General features: G+C 46.9%; 19 protein-coding genes and 3 tRNA genes. 16 read left to right on the top strand and 6 right to left on the bottom strand.

The window, feature by feature from the left end; translation table 11 throughout:
* The first annotated feature begins 44 nt into the window (after positions 1-44).
* Positions 45-515: a HugZ family pyridoxamine 5'-phosphate oxidase gene (locus tag ABD980_RS10795; RefSeq protein WP_260649714.1), complete on the top strand. Its 471-nt coding sequence runs from the start codon at positions 45-47 to the stop codon at positions 513-515.
* Positions 516-562: 47 nt separating this feature from the next.
* Here ABD980_RS10795 and pntB read toward each other — a convergent pair whose 3' ends face one another.
* Together pntB and ABD980_RS10785 are read right to left on the bottom strand one after the other, a co-directional pair.
* The gene (pntB, locus tag ABD980_RS10790; protein ID WP_345371643.1) at positions 563-1,939 is read right to left on the bottom strand and encodes a Re/Si-specific NAD(P)(+) transhydrogenase subunit beta; all 1,377 of its coding nucleotides are present in this window, start codon (positions 1,937-1,939) and stop codon (positions 563-565) included.
* A 19-nt stretch (positions 1,940-1,958) separates the two neighbouring features.
* The gene (locus ABD980_RS10785) at positions 1,959-3,506 is read right to left on the bottom strand and encodes a Re/Si-specific NAD(P)(+) transhydrogenase subunit alpha (RefSeq protein WP_345371641.1); all 1,548 of its coding nucleotides are present in this window, start codon (positions 3,504-3,506) and stop codon (positions 1,959-1,961) included.
* 1,172 nt (positions 3,507-4,678) lie between these two features.
* On the opposite strand from ABD980_RS10785, the gene ABD980_RS10780 reads away from it, so the two are divergent.
* From ABD980_RS10780 to ABD980_RS10760, 6 genes are all read left to right on the top strand, one after another.
* Positions 4,679-5,002 carry a hypothetical protein gene (locus ABD980_RS10780; protein ID WP_345371639.1) on the top strand — a complete coding sequence of 108 codons (324 nt, stop codon included), beginning with the start codon at positions 4,679-4,681 and terminating at the stop codon, positions 5,000-5,002.
* A 108-nt stretch (positions 5,003-5,110) separates the two neighbouring features.
* Positions 5,111-5,569: an SLATT domain-containing protein gene (locus ABD980_RS11205; RefSeq protein WP_377536262.1), complete on the top strand. Its 459-nt coding sequence runs from the start codon at positions 5,111-5,113 to the stop codon at positions 5,567-5,569.
* 22 nt (positions 5,570-5,591) lie between these two features.
* Positions 5,592-6,035 (top strand): phage tail tube protein, encoded by a 444-nt coding sequence (locus tag ABD980_RS10775; protein ID WP_345371637.1) that lies wholly within the window; start codon positions 5,592-5,594, stop codon positions 6,033-6,035.
* Entirely contained in the window at positions 6,004-6,186 is a 183-nt protein-coding gene (locus ABD980_RS10770; protein WP_345371635.1) for a hypothetical protein, read from the top strand. Before ABD980_RS10775 ends, ABD980_RS10770 begins: the two co-directional genes overlap by 32 nt.
* Positions 6,187-6,639: 453 nt before the next feature.
* Complete coding sequence (locus tag ABD980_RS10765; RefSeq protein WP_345371633.1) at positions 6,640-6,816, top strand: hypothetical protein; 177 nt, start codon at positions 6,640-6,642, stop codon at positions 6,814-6,816.
* A gap of 91 nt (positions 6,817-6,907) precedes the next feature.
* Positions 6,908-7,705, top strand: a complete 798-nt coding sequence (locus tag ABD980_RS10760; RefSeq protein WP_345371631.1) for a hypothetical protein — start codon at positions 6,908-6,910, stop codon at positions 7,703-7,705.
* Positions 7,706-7,739: 34 nt separating this feature from the next.
* On the opposite strand, the gene ABD980_RS10755 is transcribed toward ABD980_RS10760, so the two are convergent.
* From ABD980_RS10755 to ABD980_RS10745, 3 genes are all read right to left on the bottom strand, one after another.
* Complete coding sequence (locus ABD980_RS10755) at positions 7,740-8,024, bottom strand: HigA family addiction module antitoxin (RefSeq protein WP_260649723.1); 285 nt, start codon at positions 8,022-8,024, stop codon at positions 7,740-7,742.
* Between the two features lie 10 nt (positions 8,025-8,034).
* The gene (locus ABD980_RS10750) at positions 8,035-8,331 is read right to left on the bottom strand and encodes a type II toxin-antitoxin system RelE/ParE family toxin (protein ID WP_260649724.1); all 297 of its coding nucleotides are present in this window, start codon (positions 8,329-8,331) and stop codon (positions 8,035-8,037) included.
* A 115-nt stretch (positions 8,332-8,446) separates the two neighbouring features.
* Positions 8,447-8,779 (bottom strand): hypothetical protein, encoded by a 333-nt coding sequence (locus ABD980_RS10745; protein ID WP_260649725.1) that lies wholly within the window; start codon positions 8,777-8,779, stop codon positions 8,447-8,449.
* Positions 8,780-8,916: 137 nt separating this feature from the next.
* On the opposite strand from ABD980_RS10745, the gene ABD980_RS11200 reads away from it, so the two are divergent.
* Together ABD980_RS11200 and ABD980_RS10735 are read left to right on the top strand one after the other, a co-directional pair.
* Positions 8,917-9,261 carry an antA/AntB antirepressor family protein gene (locus tag ABD980_RS11200; protein WP_377536249.1) on the top strand — a complete coding sequence of 115 codons (345 nt, stop codon included), beginning with the start codon at positions 8,917-8,919 and terminating at the stop codon, positions 9,259-9,261.
* A 706-nt stretch (positions 9,262-9,967) separates the two neighbouring features.
* Positions 9,968-10,117, top strand: coding sequence for a hypothetical protein (locus ABD980_RS10735; protein WP_260649728.1), 150 nt, complete (start codon positions 9,968-9,970; stop codon positions 10,115-10,117).
* Here the strand turns inward: ABD980_RS10735 and ABD980_RS10730 are convergent.
* Positions 10,096-10,180, bottom strand: a tRNA-Leu gene (locus ABD980_RS10730). The two genes, ABD980_RS10735 and ABD980_RS10730, sit on opposite strands and share 22 nt — an antisense overlap.
* 63 nt (positions 10,181-10,243) lie before the next feature.
* Between ABD980_RS10730 and rnr the strand changes: the two genes are divergently transcribed.
* From rnr to ABD980_RS10695, 7 genes are all read left to right on the top strand, one after another.
* On the top strand, positions 10,244-12,679 hold the full coding sequence (rnr, locus tag ABD980_RS10725) for a ribonuclease R (RefSeq protein WP_345371624.1): 2,436 nt from the start codon (positions 10,244-10,246) through the stop codon (positions 12,677-12,679).
* Positions 12,680-12,700: 21 nt separating this feature from the next.
* Positions 12,701-13,447, top strand: a complete 747-nt coding sequence (gene rlmB, locus ABD980_RS10720) for a 23S rRNA (guanosine(2251)-2'-O)-methyltransferase RlmB (RefSeq protein WP_260649730.1) — start codon at positions 12,701-12,703, stop codon at positions 13,445-13,447.
* A 129-nt stretch (positions 13,448-13,576) separates the two neighbouring features.
* On the top strand, positions 13,577-14,818 hold the full coding sequence (locus ABD980_RS10715) for a cystathionine gamma-synthase family protein (protein WP_300647023.1): 1,242 nt from the start codon (positions 13,577-13,579) through the stop codon (positions 14,816-14,818).
* A 248-nt stretch (positions 14,819-15,066) separates the two neighbouring features.
* A complete protein-coding gene (locus ABD980_RS10710; RefSeq protein ID WP_260649732.1) occupies positions 15,067-15,342 on the top strand; it encodes an HU family DNA-binding protein in 276 nt (91 codons plus the stop codon).
* Positions 15,343-15,449: 107 nt separating this feature from the next.
* A tRNA-Val gene (locus ABD980_RS10705) sits at positions 15,450-15,525 on the top strand.
* 67 nt (positions 15,526-15,592) lie between these two features.
* Positions 15,593-15,668 (top strand) — tRNA-Val (locus tag ABD980_RS10700).
* 197 nt (positions 15,669-15,865) lie between these two features.
* Complete coding sequence (locus ABD980_RS10695) at positions 15,866-17,539, top strand: carbon starvation CstA family protein (RefSeq protein ID WP_345371621.1); 1,674 nt, start codon at positions 15,866-15,868, stop codon at positions 17,537-17,539.
* Position 17,540 lies beyond the last annotated feature (1 nt).

Raw genomic sequence — 17,540 nt, 5'->3', positions numbered from 1 at the left:
GCAAATAAGTTTAACTCAAGCAACCATAGCATAAAGGTAAAAACATGACAGATTCATCGAGCTGGCAGGTCGTATTAGCGCATTTGTTAACGCAGCAGCGTATTGCTAGTTTAGCTACTCTGGATGAACAAGGACACCCGTTTATTTCAACGGTACCGTTTGCAGTGTGTAAGCAAACGCATACATTGTTGATCCATATTAGTGCTTTAGCTGCACATACACAGCATTTACAAGCTCGTCCCTTGGCCTCGATTGGAGTCTGTGCCGCGGAGCGTGTAGGTGAGCCAGTCCATGATTTGGCTCGCGTCAGCTATCAGGTGCAAGCTCGGTTTTTATCCAAATCATCGCCTGAGTGGGAGCCAGCACAAAGCGTGTATATTCAGCGCTTTCCCGATATGGCTTTTTTGTTTGATTTTAAGGATTTTAATTTAGTGGCGCTCTCGCCCACACAAGGACGATTGGTCGCGGGCTTTGGTCAGGCACGCCATTTGCCCCAGAATCAACTACTAGGATAAAAAAAGCCCCTTGGAGACCAAGGGGCTAAGGCTGAACATAGCAGGACTTATAGGGCCTTTTGGATTTGTTCTACGGTTTCTTTCGCATCGCCAAAGCACATAAAAGTATTGTCATTAAAGAACAAGGGGTTTTGAACACCCGCATAGCCTGAGCTCATCGAGCGTTTAAATACCACTACGTTTTTGGCTTCCCAGACATGTAAAACGGGCATGCCTGCAATCGGACTATGAGGGTCTGTGGCAGCAGCGGGGTTAACGGTATCATTTGCCCCTATCACTAATACCACATCGGTATCCGCAAAGTCCTCGTTGATTTCGTCCATCTCTAACACAATATCGTAGGGGACTTTGGCCTCGGCTAAGAGTACGTTCATATGCCCAGGTAAACGTCCCGCAACGGGGTGGATACCAAAGCGGACATTGATACCATCACGACGCAAAATGCTGGTGATTTCAGCCACGGCGTTTTGTGCATGAGCAACGGCCATGCCGTAACCGGGGGTGATAATCACGGATGAAGCATTTTTGAGTAGGTCGGCGACCTCTGCTGGTTGGATTTCACGGTGCTCCCCTTCGGTTTCTTCTGCTTGGCTAGCGCTGCCATCACTACCAAAACCGCCTGCGATTACAGAAATAAAGGAGCGGTTCATTGCTTTACACATGATGTAGGATAAAATCGCGCCCGAAGATCCTACCAAAGCACCGGTAACGATAAGCAAATCATTTTCTAGCATAAAGCCCGCGGCAGCCGCAGCCCAGCCAGAGTAGGAGTTCAGCATAGAAACCACGACTGGCATGTCGGCTCCCCCAATCGCTGCGACCAAATGCCAGCCAAAAGCAAAAGCAATAAGGGTCATGAGCAGTAATGGGAAGATTGAGCCATCTACTTTCATGAACCAAACTAAAAGCAGTACGGATACCACAATTGCAGCAAGGTTCAACAAGTGCTTGTTTGGCAAAGCAAGGGGTTTGCTGGGAATTTTGCCATTGAGTTTACCAAAGGCCACAATGGATCCCGTAAACGTGACGGCACCAATAAAGACACCGATAAAGACCTCGACCAAGTGAATGGTATGCATATCGGCTGGCACATTATGGGCATCCAAATAGCTGTTATACCCAACTAAAACGGCTGCCATACCCACAAAGCTATGCAGCAGCGCGATCAATTCGGGCATTTGCGTCATTTCTACGCGTTGCGCTTTATAGATACCAATGACGGCACCGATGGCCATGGCAATGATAATCCAAGCAAAGCCGGAAGCGCTATCACTGAAGATGGTGGCAATTAAAGCAATTGCCATACCGGCGATACCAAAGTAATTCCCGTTTTTAGCGGACTCTTGGCGCGATAGACCCGCCAAGCTCAGTATAAAAAGGACGGCTGCAACAATATAAGCTGCAGTGACTAAACCTTGAGACATAGTTGTTTAACTCCTGCGCTTAGTTGTTGTCTTTGCGGAACATTTTCAGCATGCGGCGTGTGACGTAAAAACCGCCAAAAATATTGATGCTGGCAATGAGGATCGCGATAAAAGCCAGAATGGATATAAACCAATTACCCTGACCAATTTGTAAGAGCGCACCGACTACAATGATGCCTGAAATGGCATTAGTAACGGACATAAGCGGCGTATGCAGAGAGTGAGTAACGTTCCACACCACGTAATAACCCACTACACATGAGAGCACAAAAACAATCATGTGGTTTAAGAAAGCGGCTGGCGCATTAGCACCTAACCATAAGAAAAAGAGGGCTGCCACCCCAAGCGGCACCAGCTTTTTCCAAAGAGGCGTGGGTTTAGGTGGTTCTTTTTTGATGGCTGCAGCAGGTTTGGCTTTAGGTGCTGCGGGAGCGGCTGACACCTGAATGGGTGGCGGGGGGTACATGAGCTCACCATCATGGGTTAGCGTCATGTTACGCACGATAGGGTCTTCAAAATCCAGTTTCATTTCCCCATCTTTATTAGGGGTCATGAGCTTGGCAAGGTTAGCCAAGTTGGTGGAGTAGAGTTGAGACGATTGACCCGGTAGGCGGTTCACTAGGTCGGTATAACCGATCACCTTTACGCCATTGTCAGTGACAATCATTTTGTCTGCCACGGTGTACTCACAGTTCCCACCCGTGGGCGCCGCTAAGTCAACAATGACCGAACCAGGTTTCATGCTGTCGACCATTTCTTTGGTGATTAAAACCGGTGCGGCTTTGCCAGGGATAGCCGCTGTCGTAATAATAATATCGACTTGCTTAGCTTGCTCGGCAAAAAGCTTCATTTCGGCAGCGATAAACTCATCGCTCATGGTACTGGCATAGCCGTCTCCGCTACCGCTGTCTTGGATAGGGAAGTCCAGCTTAAGAAACTCGCCCCCCATGGATTCAATTTGCTCAGCGACTTCTAGGCGTGTATCAAAAGCCTTAACGATCGCACCCAATTGCATAGCCGCGCCAATCGCTGATAAGCCAGCAACACCTGCTCCGATGACTAAAACTTCAGCAGGGGGCACGCGTCCGGCGGCAGTGATTTGGCCAGTAAAAAAGCGTCCAAACTCGCTAGCAGCTTCTACCACAGCCCGATACCCGCTAATATTTGCCATAGAAGATAAGGCGTCCATCGCTTGGGCGCGGGACATGCGTGGCACCATATCCATCGCAAGTACAGTAATGCGCTTATCTTGAAGCTTTTGGAGAAGCTTCTCATTTAATGCGGGCCAAAAAAAGCTAATTAAAATGGTATTAGGTTGCAGCAAATCTACCGCAGCATCACTGGGTGGATTGACTTTGAATATGATGGGGCATGCCCATGCGTCATTCCGATCCACTAACCTGGCGCCAGCTTCGGCGTAGGCGTGGTCTTCTAGATGTGCTGTTTTACCCGCTTCATGCTCTACTAAAACTTCATAGCCGAGCTTAACGAGTTGCTCAACCGTTTTAGGCGTCGCTGCAACACGTGTCTCACCGGGTAGTGTCTCCTTGGGGATTCCTATCCTCATGATGTGCCTCTAAATAAAAATAAATATACCGATTAGTGTGATTTAGTTGTAACTAGAATAGTCTATTTATAGGGACAAAACCAATAAAAGCATGTTTTTCTACTAAGGGTTAGTTTTTTACCAAAAACCACAGCTCTTGTCGCAAAAATGCAGAGAATGCACAACATATTGTACAAAGAGCGTAAAAGTGAACAGGAAGAAAGAGAGCTTTTAACCGGATTATGGTTAAATCCTTTGTCTGGAACAAAGAAGCTTGCATGGATGCTGTGACTTGCAAAAAGGTGACATCTTGAAGAAAATTTGGGAGCAGGATGATTATGCAAAGGTTTGAGGTAGTAGGTTTTCTTCTTAGGAAAGGGGCAGATAAGATTTAATCGTACGTTCGATAATCCGTCCGTACGTTTGTTGTGTTTTCCCGTCATGAGAAAATGTACCACTCGGGTCTAGCTCATATTCAGGATAAAAATTGCTCGGTTCGATATGTTGAAGACGAGACTAAGGACGAGAACCAATTTTCTCACTTCTATTCATCATGTTTTTCTCGTGAAGCTTTCCATATCCTCATAGCGTAAAAATTTGCCATTTGGGCATTCGACAATATCAGCGCCTTGTAGTGGTGCCCTTTCAGTAGGGTAACACGACCCATTGTGTAGCGCTTCAGTTTATTCATTGCTGTCCTCAGTGAGCCCAGAGGGCTTCTACTTGCATAGCCTGGTAGCGTTCTATTAGATCGTTTTTTGATATGTCATCTATATAAAACCTCTCAGGAAAAGCCTTTTAAAGTATTTCCTCGTTAGGGGTAGTTCCAGCCATCAAGGCCATCTAAGTACGACTGTAGAAGCGCCTGAGTCTCCTTTGTCTCTACAGGTAGAGATAGATTGATTGACCTTTTCTTGTCTCAGGGAAAATGATCTTGCTTATCGCACCCAAGGTCGGCTCCCCATAAGCCGCACTCTGGCCGATTATCGATCGTCTAACCGCACTTACCACAAGCTACAGCTTCGGCTACGCCAGGTTGGTTTCGCTGCCGTTTGAGTTGTCAAGGAATCCTTGATAGTTGGCTGGATTCCGTTTTTTGGGTTGTTTAGATTTTGGTTTGTGTTGGCTATTTCGACACCTTTAGACGTGGGGTATCATCCTTATAAGTTACAACTAGTAAGGAGGTGTGTTTAGTGAGAGATGATATTTCAGATTATTTGGTTCATTGGACTAAAGGGGACTGCTATGAAGAGGCCGCTGAAATTTTGCTTCAAATAATTGTTACTGATGCAGTAAAGGGGGGAAATGGGTTTATAAAAGGTCAATACATTTGCGTATGTTTTACCGAGGCGCCACTTGATGTTTTTCATCTGAAGAAGGGGAAATATAAACCTTTTGGTATTCAGATGCATAAATCAGATGTTTTTGGTCTTGGAGGAAGACCTGTGATATACCAGCTAGAGGAAGAGTTTGACATTCTACCGAAGAGCATGAGGTGGCGTTTAGATCAGGGGTAAGCAGAAGAAAACATACAGTTATATATCCGCCCGTGCCCTATCTGCCATTGTAGCTAGCCGGGGTTCATAAAAATCACCCAATGTGTCTCATTCCATTTGAAAACCGGAGTGCCATTCGGCTTTAGTACTCGAAAGCACTCAGCAGCGGGAAGGCTTGCTTTACATAGTTGGGCCTCGCAGTGGACTTTAGCTTTACTGGCTGTAGGGCAGATAGTAATAGGGCTGGTTACTGCTCTTAATTTGGAAAGCACTAGGTTTGGGAGTTTTTACATTAATTTTGCTGCTATATTTTTTAGTGTCTTAGTATTGACCTACTCACTATTGTTAGGGATGTCTAATTTTTCAGTTAGAGCTGAGCGTTTTCATGATTGCGCTCTGAAGCTCGGCAAACTCTCTTTATTTATTAAACAATATCAAAATAATGGTGAAGTATGTACGAAAAAGATGGAAGATTTTATACATAGATACAACAGGAGATTAGCTATATCTGAAAACCATTCTCAAGCCGATTACCTAAGAATGGGTTGGAGAAAAACTAACGATTGGAGAGCAGCGCACCACTTTTAGTATTGCTAAAGGTTATCGAGACGTGAACGTCTATGCGCTTTTTAAAGGTGCTCACGTCCGCACAATGGCGATTGATATCCCTAGTGAAGGCAAAGTCACGATTTCGCTCGGCATGTCTTGCATGGACTACGAGGATGCCTCGACCCCTTTTGTTACGTCAACCAAGCCTGTTAGCGATACGCCTTTTGTTTCATCGATTAGCGTGGGCACGATCTTGGTCGATGGTGAAAGCCTAGAGGGGCAGGCATGCATTTCAGGTTTAACGCTAAATATCGACAACAACCTGCAAACGCAGCGGTGCTTAGGGAGCGGCAAGTTAGGCCCAGGCGCTTTAATTGAAACCACCGCGGATATTACTGGCACAGTGACGATGGCGTGGTCTAAGCGCTCGTGGGAAATCTGGAAAAATCAGATGACGCGCAAACCGATTGCGCTTGAGTTCCCGATCCGAGACAGTTTTAGGTAATGAGTACGTCTTTAGCCTACCTGCGGTCGAAGTTGATGGGGAGCTGCCTAATGGCAGTAAAACGGACTTGCTTGAGGTCACACTGAATTACACCGTAGCAAAAGAAGCACCGATCATTACACGTAAGGCTGCCATTACTCCTGAGCCTTAAAATTAGGCCGGTTGATTGAGCTTGCCGCTTGTAGCGGCTTATCGATCGCAAAGAAAGCCGTCTTGATCTGCATAAGCTTGGGGTCGACTCTAGTGATCGATCAGAGATCGGTATTCAGTCTGAGCTTGCTGGCCGCTATCTCATCAAAGATTGGAAGGGAGAGATCTTTGATAGCGAGGGTAATCAAGTCCCATACACGCCAGATAATGCGCAGGCGCTTTTGTTTTCAGAGCCTAGCCTTATCTCGTGGGTTATCTTGAGAGCAGCCGAGGTGGCCGCAGACTTAGCTAAAGAGCAGGAGGATATCGTGGGAAAGTCCTCAAGCGTTTCCAGTGGGAAAGGGAATGGGGCGGTCAAGCCGAAAAGCGTGCACTGATTTGCCAAAAGCTAAACATCACGCCGCCTGAAGAGCCCGAGACAGATCCTGTTACGGAGCACATTATATTTATCTTTATGATGGCATCTCGGTCTAGACGCTATGTATCGAACGGTATGGGTAGCGTGCCGATGGCATTAGGGCCAGAGGAAATAGAAGCAGCTGTGCGGGCGTATGGTTCACCATTGCCGCGTAGACTGCTTGATGTAGCGGTGTTTGGGTTGGATGGGGTGGTGTTGGGGCGACATGAATAACCATAAGCGTCTAAAACTGTATATAATTACAGTTCCTTGAATGGGTTAAGTGTCACATAATGTATCTTTCTTGAGAAAAGAGGAGGAAAGTGTGACCAAGGTTATTGGCGATGATATGCAATTAGTTATTGAGCTAAAGAACGGAGAGCCGGTAGAGCTATTAGATTTTGCTAATAGTATGATTGGTGCTGGGAATGAGTACGCCCATTATTTAAACAAAGAGGGTTTAAGTGGTTCTGTTACCGACACCAAGCTTTATATTAAAGAGATCCGACCGGGAAGTATTATTGCCACCTTGGGCGTAATATTGCCTATTGCTGTACCCCTCTTTGATCAATTTAATACCATACATTCCTTTGCCTCACACTTGAAAACAACATTGCATTGGTTAGCGTATAAAAAGGGTGAAAAGCCGGCAATGGATAAAACCACTTTGCGCAATCTTAATAAACTGGTAGCTCCAGTGGCTAATGATGCTGCAGCACAATTAAATATTGCCGAATTTACTAACCATGGAACTGTTAATGTTATTCATTTAAATAGCACAGAAGCTAACGCAATTCAAAATAATGCTAAAAGAGAACTAAGGCTAGAGGATCAGACAGTATCTGGTTTACATGAAAATGTGGCGTTGTATTGGACTGTTGCAGCTAATAGTGAAAAAAGCAAAGCAGTGGAGCGAGCAACGATTGATAGCATTTATCATAAGCCAGTAAAGGTGATTTTTGATGATGAGGACATTAGGATTAGAATGCTTATTGATCAGCCCCACCCATTTCAAAAAGTATTTATAGTTGATGTTGATGTACAAACGGTAGATGGGAATAGGCCAGTGCTATATAAGGTAACAGCACTAAAGGAAATTATGGATCGCTCAGAATTAGATTGATGCAACAAGCCCCGTGAAGGGGCTTTTTTGTAGTCTAAGCGTGGGCAGGCTCATGAAATGATCTTACAGCTGGCCGTTCTTTTTGCTCAGCCTGCCATAAGTCGTACTGGCCTTGCATCCGAATCCACATTTCAGCGCTTGTGCCTAGAGCGTCTTTTAAGCGCAGAGCCATATCAGCAGAGATACCCGCTGAGCCATTGAGGATTCTAGATAGTGCCGCACGAGTCACGTTTAGTCGTGATGCTGCCTCAGTAACGCTTAGATCGCCTAGGTACTCGCGTAGCACGAGACCTGGGTGTGCTGGATTATTCATACGCATGGTATTTCTCCTAGTGATAGTCTTGGTAGTCCACCAAAATGGCGTCCTCGCCCTCAAAGTAAAAGGTTAGCCGCCAATTGCCGCTAACTGATATAGCCCAATGCTCTTCGACTGACTGACCCTTTGGGTTGCTCCCCTTGAGTTTATGCAGCTTCCAGCCAGGAGCATTCATATCCTCTGGCTGGGTTGCGGCGTGTAATGCAGTAAGTTGGATTTGTAGTTTCGCTGCATGCTGAGCCTGTATGCCTGACTTAGATCCCTTTTCGAAGAAAGCTTGAAGCCCTTTATGTCGGAAGCTCTTAATCATACGTATAGTGTATAGTATCGCTATACGTTAGGCAAGAAGTATGCCCGCCATTGCGCGGGCTTTAATCGTTGGCTATAGTTTCAGCCCCTCAATCGAGGGACTTTTTTGTGGGTGGTTATTTTTTGTTTTTTGGAGAGGAGCCTAAGCCTTTTCTAGGTGCATTTACGCCAGGAATTGATGTGGTCTTAGATTTGGGCTGCTCTACTTGGGTGTCAATGCGTTTGTAAAAATCCTCAAACAAAGGATGGTTGGCTAGAGGCCTGTAGTCAGGGTTGATAGCTATCATCTCTCGAAACATCTTTTCGAGCATTTGGTTCTGCAGGTGGAGTTCGTGTCTTTGGCTTTTCTTGAGTGCTTTTTCTGCGGCCCTAGCAGCGACCTCCTCTAACTCTTTTTCGCGGACTCTGGCGTTTTCAGAGTCTTGCCGCGTAGACTTTTCGGCCTGCATTTGAAAGTTTAGCGCTCAGATAGTGATGATTATCGAGAAAGAGATCAACGGCGAGCGCAAAAAAGAAAACGCCCCAGAAGGTGAGGGCTCTGAGACGTCGATATCCAAAACCCACAGTCTTAATATGGAGTCAGATAATGACTAATTTTACTATACGCGTCGAGAGTACGCAAAACAAACAGTGTTTTGAACGTCTTTTACCTAAAGGAGTGTGGCTTGCTGACACGGCGCCCCAGCCCCAAAGACAGCAAATCGGGAGGCGCAAAATGTCTAGTTTGATTAAACAAGATGGCGGGTTTGTTGGCTCAAGAGCGAGGGGTAATCAAATGGGCGCGTTATTAAATTTAAGCCCACGTGAAATTGGTGGCGAGCTAATCCAAACGGTAGATGCGCGTGAATTGCATGCATTTTTGGAGGTTGGTAGAGATTTCCATACTTGGTTGGCTGATCGCATAGAGCAGTATAGCTTTTATCCCATGTGAGCGATGTAAGCTCGCCGGCTCTCATGCCTGTGCGTAGAGCAAATAGCATACAAATAGCAATAACCTCTATGCTTGAATGTGGTCTTTTCCCTTGAGGGTCATGACCCATGGCTCGAAGCATGCGCTTTATCTCCCACCATTCAAGCACTCGCTCCCTATGCCTGTGTTCAGCGGGGCGTCTGATTTCTTTGCAAGGGTTTGAGTCAGTCCAGCCCCAATCAACCCTGGCTGCTTCAAAAACAGAAGAGAGAAGAGAGATTTCCCGGCGAACTGAGCTTGAGGTTATTTTTTTTAATCGAGAGTCTCGAAAGATGGCTATGTCGCTAGGCGTGATTTCACCTAGAGCCTTCTCTAGTGGCAAGTTGTAATTTTCAAACGCTTGCAGTCGTACGCTTTCCCAACGATGACCTTTTTTGTTGGGGGAAATTTCTTCTGCGTACTTTCTCAGTGCATCAAGTAATGTATACTGTGATTTAGGTTCTTTTGAAAAGGAATCTCTAATTTCCTGCTCTCGTAATGATGCCCAAATCTGGGCTTCTCTTTTGGTTGAGAAGATACGACTATCGCGAACAGGAGGTTGCCCTTTTTGAACTGTGAGCTTTATTTGCGCTCTGTATCCTTTAGGGTGTTTTTGAATGCTAGCCATGTCGATATAGTATGGGGCTGTGGGGCCTCAGATCTAAAAAAAGACGTTATGGGGCAAAGCATGGGGCATCTATGGGGCTTTTTGCTTTGGATTACTTTTATTATTGCGCAAAAAAGCGAAACAGAAAAACCCGAAACCCTTGTTTCTTTAGGATTTTTTCTTTATGAGGAAAACAAGAGAAAGAAAGGTGGTGCCCAGAAGAGGACTTGAACCTCCACACCTTGCGGTACATGGACCTGAACCATGCGCGTCTACCAATTCCGCCATCTGGGCAAATGCAACTAAAAAATTATAAACTTAGTCTTTTAAAAATGGAAGTCCCCTTTGACCAAAAAAATGACGACATCTAAACAGAATATGGACGAAGGTGCGGACCGGTATGAATTACCCCCCGACTTTGATCCTTATGTCCCCAGCCGTGAGGACATTTTAGCGTGCTTGCGTGAGCAAACGCAGCCGCTTACCTTAGAACAACTCGCGCAGCAATTGCGCATTGCTTATCCGATATCGGTGGGTGCTGAGCGCCGCTTAGCCGCCATGCAGCGAGATGAGCAAATTGACATTGACGCACAAGAGCGTATTCGTTTGAATCAGAAATCAGCTTTTATCTCTGGGCGGGTCCAAGGCCATCGTGATGGCTTTGGTTTTTTAATCCGTGATGACGGGCAAACGCCGGATTTATTTTTATCTCCCCGTGAAATGATGCGGGTGCTTCATGGCGACCGGGTGCTGGTGCGCGCAAATGGGGTGTATCGTGGCAAGCCCGAGGCCATTATTGTAGAGGTCTTAGAGCGTGCAACAAATCGCTTGGTAGGGCGTTTGCATAAAGAACAGGGTATCTATACGGTTGCCCCAGAAGACCAACGCATTAAACACGATATTTTTATCGCCCCTGCTGATATTAACGGGGCTAAACCAGGACAAGTTGTGACGGTGGAAATCACACGGCAGCCGGCGCGTCACTTGCAACCCCAAGGTAAAATTATCGAGGTGCTAGGGGAAATTGATGACCCTGGTATGGAAATTGAAATTGCGGTACGCAAATTTGATGTTCCGGTGGATTTTTCCGAGCAGACCCTGGCACAAGCAGCGAAAATCCCGCAGCAACTACGCCCCGCAGACTACAAAAACCGCATTGATTTACGTGACTTGGCATTTATTACCATTGATGGCGAAGATGCACGAGATTTTGATGATGCGGTGTATTGTGAGCAAATCAATGTAGGACGGGGGAAGACTTATCGTAAGGGCTGGCGTTTATTGGTCGCTATTGCAGATGTTAGCCATTATGTGCGCCCTAATGATGCGATTGATCAAGATGCCATTGAACGGGGCACGAGCGTGTATTTTCCACGACGGGTGATCCCTATGTTGCCAGAGTCGTTATCCAATGGAATCTGCTCCTTGAACCCAGGAGAGGATCGTTTGGTTCTGGTGTGCGATATGGTGATTCCAGGCGAGGGCGCACGCGCTGGCCGGATTACCGCCTATCAGTTTTATCCTGCGGTCATTCATTCGCATGCACGCACTACGTATACGCAAATTTGGGAAGCTATCCAACAGCCGACAGGTCCTATTGCTCAATCGCTTGGCACGTTATTACCCATGGTGCAAAGTAGTTACGAGCTTTTTCAGATGCTGTTGGCTCAGCGCAAAGACCGAGGAGCGATTGATTTTGATACGGTAGAAACCAAAATCATCAGTAACGAGCTCGGGCGCATTGAGCGCATTGAGCCGTTGGTACGAAATGATGCGCATAAGCTTATCGAAGAGTTTATGTTAGCGGCGAACACCTGTGCGGCAGACTTTATGACGCGGCACAAACGCAGCGGCCTTTATCGGGTGCACGAAAGCCCTACAACAGAAAAGCTGCAATTGTTTCGGGACTATTTGCGTACGCTAGGCCTACATCTTGATGGGGGCGATGAGCCAACAACCGCCGATTATGCGCGGTTGATTGATCAGGCACGTGGGCGTACGGATTTCGAGATCATTCAAACCATGTGTTTGCGCTCTATGCAGCAAGCAATTTATAGCCCAGAAAATGGTGGGCACTTTGGTTTGTCCTATCCGCTTTATACACATTTTACTTCGCCAATTCGACGTTACCCTGATTTGCTTACCCATCGTGTCATTAAATCTATCTTAGCGAAAAAACGCTATGTGCCCGATATTGGGGCGGAGCCAGGGGATGAGCAGTTGAGCGCAAGGCAGCGCGAGCAATCAGTATGGGAGCGTTTAGGGGTGATGCTTTCTGCTCGTGAGCGCCGTGCTGATGAGGCTTCTTATGATGTGCAGGCTTGGCTCAAGTGTTACTTCATGCAAGATCACATTGGCGAGGTATTTAGCGGTAAAATTACCGGCGTTGCCGCTTTTGGTATTTTTATCACACTAGATAAGCTTTACGTTGAAGGCATGGTGCATGTCTCTGAGCTGGGCTCGGATTATTTTGTCTTTAATGAAGCCACACACGATTTGCGTGGTGAGCGTACGGGGATTCGTTATAAGCTGACGGATTCGGTTCAGGTTCAGGTAGCTCGAGTTAACCTTGAAACACGGAAAATCGATTTTCGTCTCATTGAGGGCAGTGCTTATAAAACACTGACTACTGGTGCAACAGAGCGTCGGCCCAGACCGCAGAAAAAAGCGGCGCCAGCTAAGCCTAAAGACTTAAAGGGAACCGCGAGCGAGCGCCGTGCCGCAGCGCGTAAAGCCGCGGCAGCAGAGCGGGCGGCAGCACGTAAAGCAAAACTAAAACGAACACGACGTTAATCTCTCAAGGAAAAAAGTAGTATGTCATTACAAATGCTGGCGGGTTTTCATGCAGTGCAAGCCCGTATTCGCCATGCGCAAGAAACCATTAAGGAACTGTATGTTGAGCAGGCACGTCGTGATAAGCGCATGCAAAATTTTATTGCGCAAGCAGAGCGCGCAGGTTTGCGTTTGATCTTTGTGGATAAGCAGCGTCTAGATGCCATGGCCAAAGGCGTACGTCATCAAGGGGTGGTAGCGTTAGCGACAGAGCTGAATTTGACGTTGGATGTAGACCAATTGTTAGATGAGCTAGAAGATCAAGGCATCAAACCATTGCTATTGATTTTAGATAGTGTGACGGACCCCCATAATTTAGGGGCATGTTTACGTACTGCTGATGCGGCTGGTGCCCATGCGGTGATCGCCCCCAAAGATCGTGCGGTGGGGCTAAACCCAACAGTACGACGCGTGGCTTGCGGGGCGGCTGAAACGTTACCCTATATCACGGTGACGAATTTAGCGCGCACGATGCGTCAGTTGCGACAGCGAGATATTTGGCTTGTAGGTACCGATGACGAGGCCGCGGCCAGCATGCACGATGTCGATGCTTGCCGAGGCATGGCGTGGGTAATGGGAGCCGAGGGCGAGGGTATGCGTCGTTTAACCCGTGAGACTTGTGATGAGTTGGTGCGTATCCCCATGTTGGGTTCAGTAGAAAGTTTAAATGTCAGCGTAGCCAGCGCTGTTTGTCTCTATGAAAGTTTACGTCAACGACAAGCAAAGTAAAAAACTTATAACCAATTTGTCTAAGCCTGAATTTTAGAATCGCGGTTTCTCGCCGCATAATAAATCCATCGGTTTATCAAATTTAGCATTAACTAGGCCGCCTGATCGCGGCCTTTTTTGGATAGCATCATGAGTGAAAATGGTTTTACCACGACTTTATTACATGCGGATCGGCGTGCGGGCACAGAATATGGTGCGGTGCATCAGCCTTTGCATCCATCGTCTGAGTACGCTTTTGAAGACGCCCATGAGCTAGCGGCTGTTTTTCAAGGTAAACCCGGTTTTAGCTATGCGCGCCAAGGTACACCAACCACGGCGGCTTTAGAACGTAAAATCACCCAAATGGAGCAAGGGGTGGGGAGCGTGAGCTTTGCGTCAGGCATGGCCGCCATTACGGCTGTTTTTTTTACTTTGTTGCGCCAAGGCGATCATCTTATTTGCAGTAAATATATTTTTGGAAATACCAATAGTGTTTTAGGCACCTTACAGCAGTTTGGGGTCGAGGTGACCTTGGTGGATGCCACCGATGTGGAGCAGGTAAAAGCCGCTTATCAACCAAACACACGTATGGTTTTTAGTGAAACCATTGCTAATCCTGGCACTCAGTTGGCGGATTTGGCTGAAATAGGGGGATGGTGTGAACAAAAAGGTTTATTGTTTGTGATTGACAATACATTAAGCACACCTTGGTTAGCGCCTGCCAAAAAATTTAAAGCCGGGTTGGCGATTAATTCTCTATCTAAAGCAATTGGCGGGCATGGGCATGCTCTTGGCGGCACCGTGACGGACACGGGGTTATTTGATTGGCAGCATTACCCGAATATTTTTGAAGCGTATCGTCAAGGCAACCGAGCTAATTGGGGCTTAACACAAATTAAGAAAAAAGGCTTGCGCGACATGGGGGCAGCGATGTCGTCCGATACGGCACACCGGCTAATGATAGGCGCTGAAACCTTATCCTTGCGCATGGCCAAAGCCTGTCATAATGCGCTGAGCCTAGCACGGTTTTTAGCCGCGCATCCACAGGTTGTGCAGGTTCATTACCCTGGTTTGGCAAGCCATGCGCAGCATAAGCGCGCAACAGATTATTTTTCTGGTCGTTATGGGGCTTTGCTAAGTGTGGAGCTGCAGCCTCATATTGATGTTTTTGCTTTTTTAAACCGGCTGCGTGTTTTGGCTTTATCGACCCATTTGGGCGACAACCGAAGTTTGGTCTTACCCGTGGCTCATACCATCTATTACGAAATGGGTCCTAAGCAGCGGGCGCTGATGGGGATTGCGGATGGGTTGTTGCGTGTTTCTGTAGGGATAGAGGATACCGAGGATTTGATTCATGATTTCAGTCAAGCCCTTAGCGCTTTTTCGGTGTAAAAGCATAGATTTATTGTAGTTGAGCCGCTTTTGTGCCCAAGGGTGTTCACATTCTGCGCGTTAAGTGTTAAAAACACTGTATTGATGCGGCTTTCAGCATGTTTTGTCTTGACAGCGTTCACAAATCTAGGCTTAATACCGCATGGTTGCGTTTGGGGGTGAAACCGCTACCTGATCGCCGTTTCCATTTCTTTTCATCACAGCACAGTTTTTTGTGCTGTTATTCATTATTCAGGGGTAATTCTTAAATGAATAAAACCGAACTAATCGACTTCATTTCCAACAAAGCTGACTTATCTAAAGCCGAGGCAGGTCGTGCGCTAGACGCTTTTATTGATGCGGTTACCACCACACTCAAAGAAAAAGAATCCGTGACTCTGGTTGGTTTTGGTACGTTTGCTGTTTCTGAGCGTGCGGCGCGTACAGGTCGTAACCCTCGTACAGGTGAAACCATTGAAATCAAAGAGGCTATTGTGCCCAAGTTCCGTCCTGGAAAAGCCTTGCGTGACGCCGTAAACGGTTAATGTAAGTTAGGGCGTAGAAATAAATGCAAAAAACGCTTGCATTTATTTTTTATACGCCCTATAATTATTTTTGTTGTCGCAGCAAACGACATGCAGCAAGACCAAATGGGTGTTTAGCTCAGCTGGTAGAGCGGCGCCCTTACAAGGCGTAGGTCGGCGGTTCGATCCCGTCAACACCCACCAGCACTTGTTGTATATCAGGGCTTAATACAAGTCCTTTTTTATTTTGTGACAACCTCAGACTAAAGATGGGTGTTTAGCTCAGCTGGTAGAGCGGCGCCCTTACAAGGCGTAGGTCGGCGGTTCGATCCCGTCAACACCCACCATCTTCGTCTAAAAAAGAACGACAGCATCACGCTGAGTTCTTTTTTTTTGCCTAGTGGTTTTATGTGTGATCTTAGGGATAATCACAGGTTCAACCCAACAGCCTCTTTGTTATAAAGATAAGGTAGCGTTAATTAGCAAGTAGCTAACGTTAATACATCCTGCTGCACCTTTCAACAACGTACAAAGGGGGACACACATGAGTGCCATCCTATTGGTTGTACTAGGGCTGGGTGGTATGGCTCTAGGCTATATCTTCTATTCGCGTTTTATCGCCGAAAAAATCTTCCAACTTGACGACTCTCGTCCAACACCTGCCCACGAATTTGAAGACGGTATTGATTTTGTGCCGACCAATAAATACGTGTTGTGGGGGCATCATTTTACTTCAGTAGCAGGGGCGGCACCTATTGTAGGGCCCGCTATCGCTGTTATTTGGGGATGGTTACCGGCATTTTTATGGGTAACCCTCGGGACTGTGTTTTTTGCTGGTATGCACGACTTTGGTGCTATTTGGGCCAGTATCCGTAATAATGCCAAATCCGTTGGGGCGCTCACTGGTGATGTGGTGGGTAAACGGGCACGCTCTGTGTTTATGATCGTGATCTTTCTGGTTTTGCTCATGGTCAACGCGGTGTTTGGTGTCGTGATTGCTGGGTTACTTATTAATAATCCCGGCTCCGTTATCCCCGTGTGGGGGGCCATCGCCGTTGCTTTGGTTATTGGACAGCTTATCTACCGCGCCAAAGCTAGCCTAGGCTTGGTGTCTTTTGTAGGGGTGGCTGTTTTATATGCTCTAATCTACATCGGTCCTGCCGTTCCTTTGAGCCTGCCTGATCAGGTGATGGGATTATCCGCTAACGCCACCTGGATTTTATTATTGTTTTTCTATGCGGCGGTTGCCTCTTTGCTGCCGGTGTGGATGCTCCTGCAACCACGGGATTACATTAATGGCTTGCAGTTATTTGTTGGGCTTGGGTTGTTATATGTTGCGGTGTTTATTGCAAACCCAACTGTTGTCGCTCCGGCAATTAATGCCGAGGTTCCTGCCGGCACACCATCTATGATTCCGTTGTTATTTGTAACGATTGCGTGTGGCGCGATTTCTGGTTTTCACGGTTTAGTGGCCTCGGGCACCACATCTAAACAGCTCAACAAAGAATCCGATGCTCGTTTGGTTGGCTACTTTGGTGCCGTGGGCGAGGGCGCTCTTGCTTTGGCGGCGATTGTAGCGGCCACGGCAGGTTTTGCTACATTGGCAGACTGGCAAGCCGTTTATGATGCTTTCGGTAAAGGCGGGGTGGGTGCATTTGTTAATGGTGGAGCAACCATTTTGAGTGCAGGTTTAGGGTTTAACGCAGAGATTGCAGCTACGATGCTTACTGTGATGGCGGCGTTGTTTGCTGGCACCACTATGGATACAGGTCTACGCCTACAGCGTTATATTTTCCAAGAGTGGGGTGAAATCTACAATATTAAATGGTTAGGGAAACCGTTACCGGCCACTTTCTTGGCGGTTGGGAGCTGCTTGATACTGGCTTTTGGTGCTGGGGGCGCTGATGGTTCTGGTGGTTTACTGATTTGGCCATTATTTGGTACAACCAACCAGCTGTTAGCCGGCTTAACCTTATTAGTTATTGCTGTCATGCTAGTACGTAAGCGTGTGACCGCAACCTACGTTATTGTGCCTTTGGCTTTTTTATTGCTGATGACTTTGGCGGCGCTGCTTATACAGCTTCACGGTTTTTATCTTAAAGAAGACTGGTTCTTATTTGGGCTAGATCTGATCGTATTGGTAGCGGCTATTTTGGTGACATTAGAGTGCGTGAGTGCACTGCGCTCAGAAAAGCGTAAACTCATCGCTTCGAATTAAG

Source organism: Paenalcaligenes hermetiae, assembly GCF_039543645.1.
Taxonomy (GTDB): Bacteria; Pseudomonadota; Gammaproteobacteria; order Burkholderiales; family Burkholderiaceae_B; genus Paenalcaligenes; species Paenalcaligenes hermetiae.
This window is presented reverse-complemented; position numbering and strand designations above follow the sequence as displayed.

What these genes read in the sequence shown, in the direction of transcription:
- ABD980_RS10795 (WP_260649714.1), top strand. Translation starts at nt 45, where the DNA reads ATGACAGATTCATCGAGCTGGCAGGTCGTATTAGCGCATTTGTTAACG.
- pntB (WP_345371643.1), bottom strand. Translation starts at nt 1,939, where the DNA reads ATGTCTCAAGGTTTAGTCACTGCAGCTTATATTGTTGCAGCCGTCCTT.
- ABD980_RS10785 (WP_345371641.1), bottom strand. Translation starts at nt 3,506, where the DNA reads ATGAGGATAGGAATCCCCAAGGAGACACTACCCGGTGAGACACGTGTT.
- ABD980_RS10765 (WP_345371633.1), top strand. Translation starts at nt 6,640, where the DNA reads ATGATGGCATCTCGGTCTAGACGCTATGTATCGAACGGTATGGGTAGC.
- ABD980_RS10755 (WP_260649723.1), bottom strand. Translation starts at nt 8,024, where the DNA reads ATGCGTATGAATAATCCAGCACACCCAGGTCTCGTGCTACGCGAGTAC.
- ABD980_RS10750 (WP_260649724.1), bottom strand. Translation starts at nt 8,331, where the DNA reads ATGATTAAGAGCTTCCGACATAAAGGGCTTCAAGCTTTCTTCGAAAAG.
- ABD980_RS10745 (WP_260649725.1), bottom strand. Translation starts at nt 8,779, where the DNA reads ATGCAGGCCGAAAAGTCTACGCGGCAAGACTCTGAAAACGCCAGAGTC.
- ABD980_RS11200 (WP_377536249.1), top strand. Translation starts at nt 8,917, where the DNA reads ATGACTAATTTTACTATACGCGTCGAGAGTACGCAAAACAAACAGTGT.
- ABD980_RS10735 (WP_260649728.1), top strand. Translation starts at nt 9,968, where the DNA reads ATGGGGCATCTATGGGGCTTTTTGCTTTGGATTACTTTTATTATTGCG.
- rnr (WP_345371624.1), top strand. Translation starts at nt 10,244, where the DNA reads ATGACGACATCTAAACAGAATATGGACGAAGGTGCGGACCGGTATGAA.
- rlmB (WP_260649730.1), top strand. Translation starts at nt 12,701, where the DNA reads ATGTCATTACAAATGCTGGCGGGTTTTCATGCAGTGCAAGCCCGTATT.
- ABD980_RS10715 (WP_300647023.1), top strand. Translation starts at nt 13,577, where the DNA reads ATGAGTGAAAATGGTTTTACCACGACTTTATTACATGCGGATCGGCGT.
- ABD980_RS10710 (WP_260649732.1), top strand. Translation starts at nt 15,067, where the DNA reads ATGAATAAAACCGAACTAATCGACTTCATTTCCAACAAAGCTGACTTA.
- ABD980_RS10695 (WP_345371621.1), top strand. Translation starts at nt 15,866, where the DNA reads ATGAGTGCCATCCTATTGGTTGTACTAGGGCTGGGTGGTATGGCTCTA.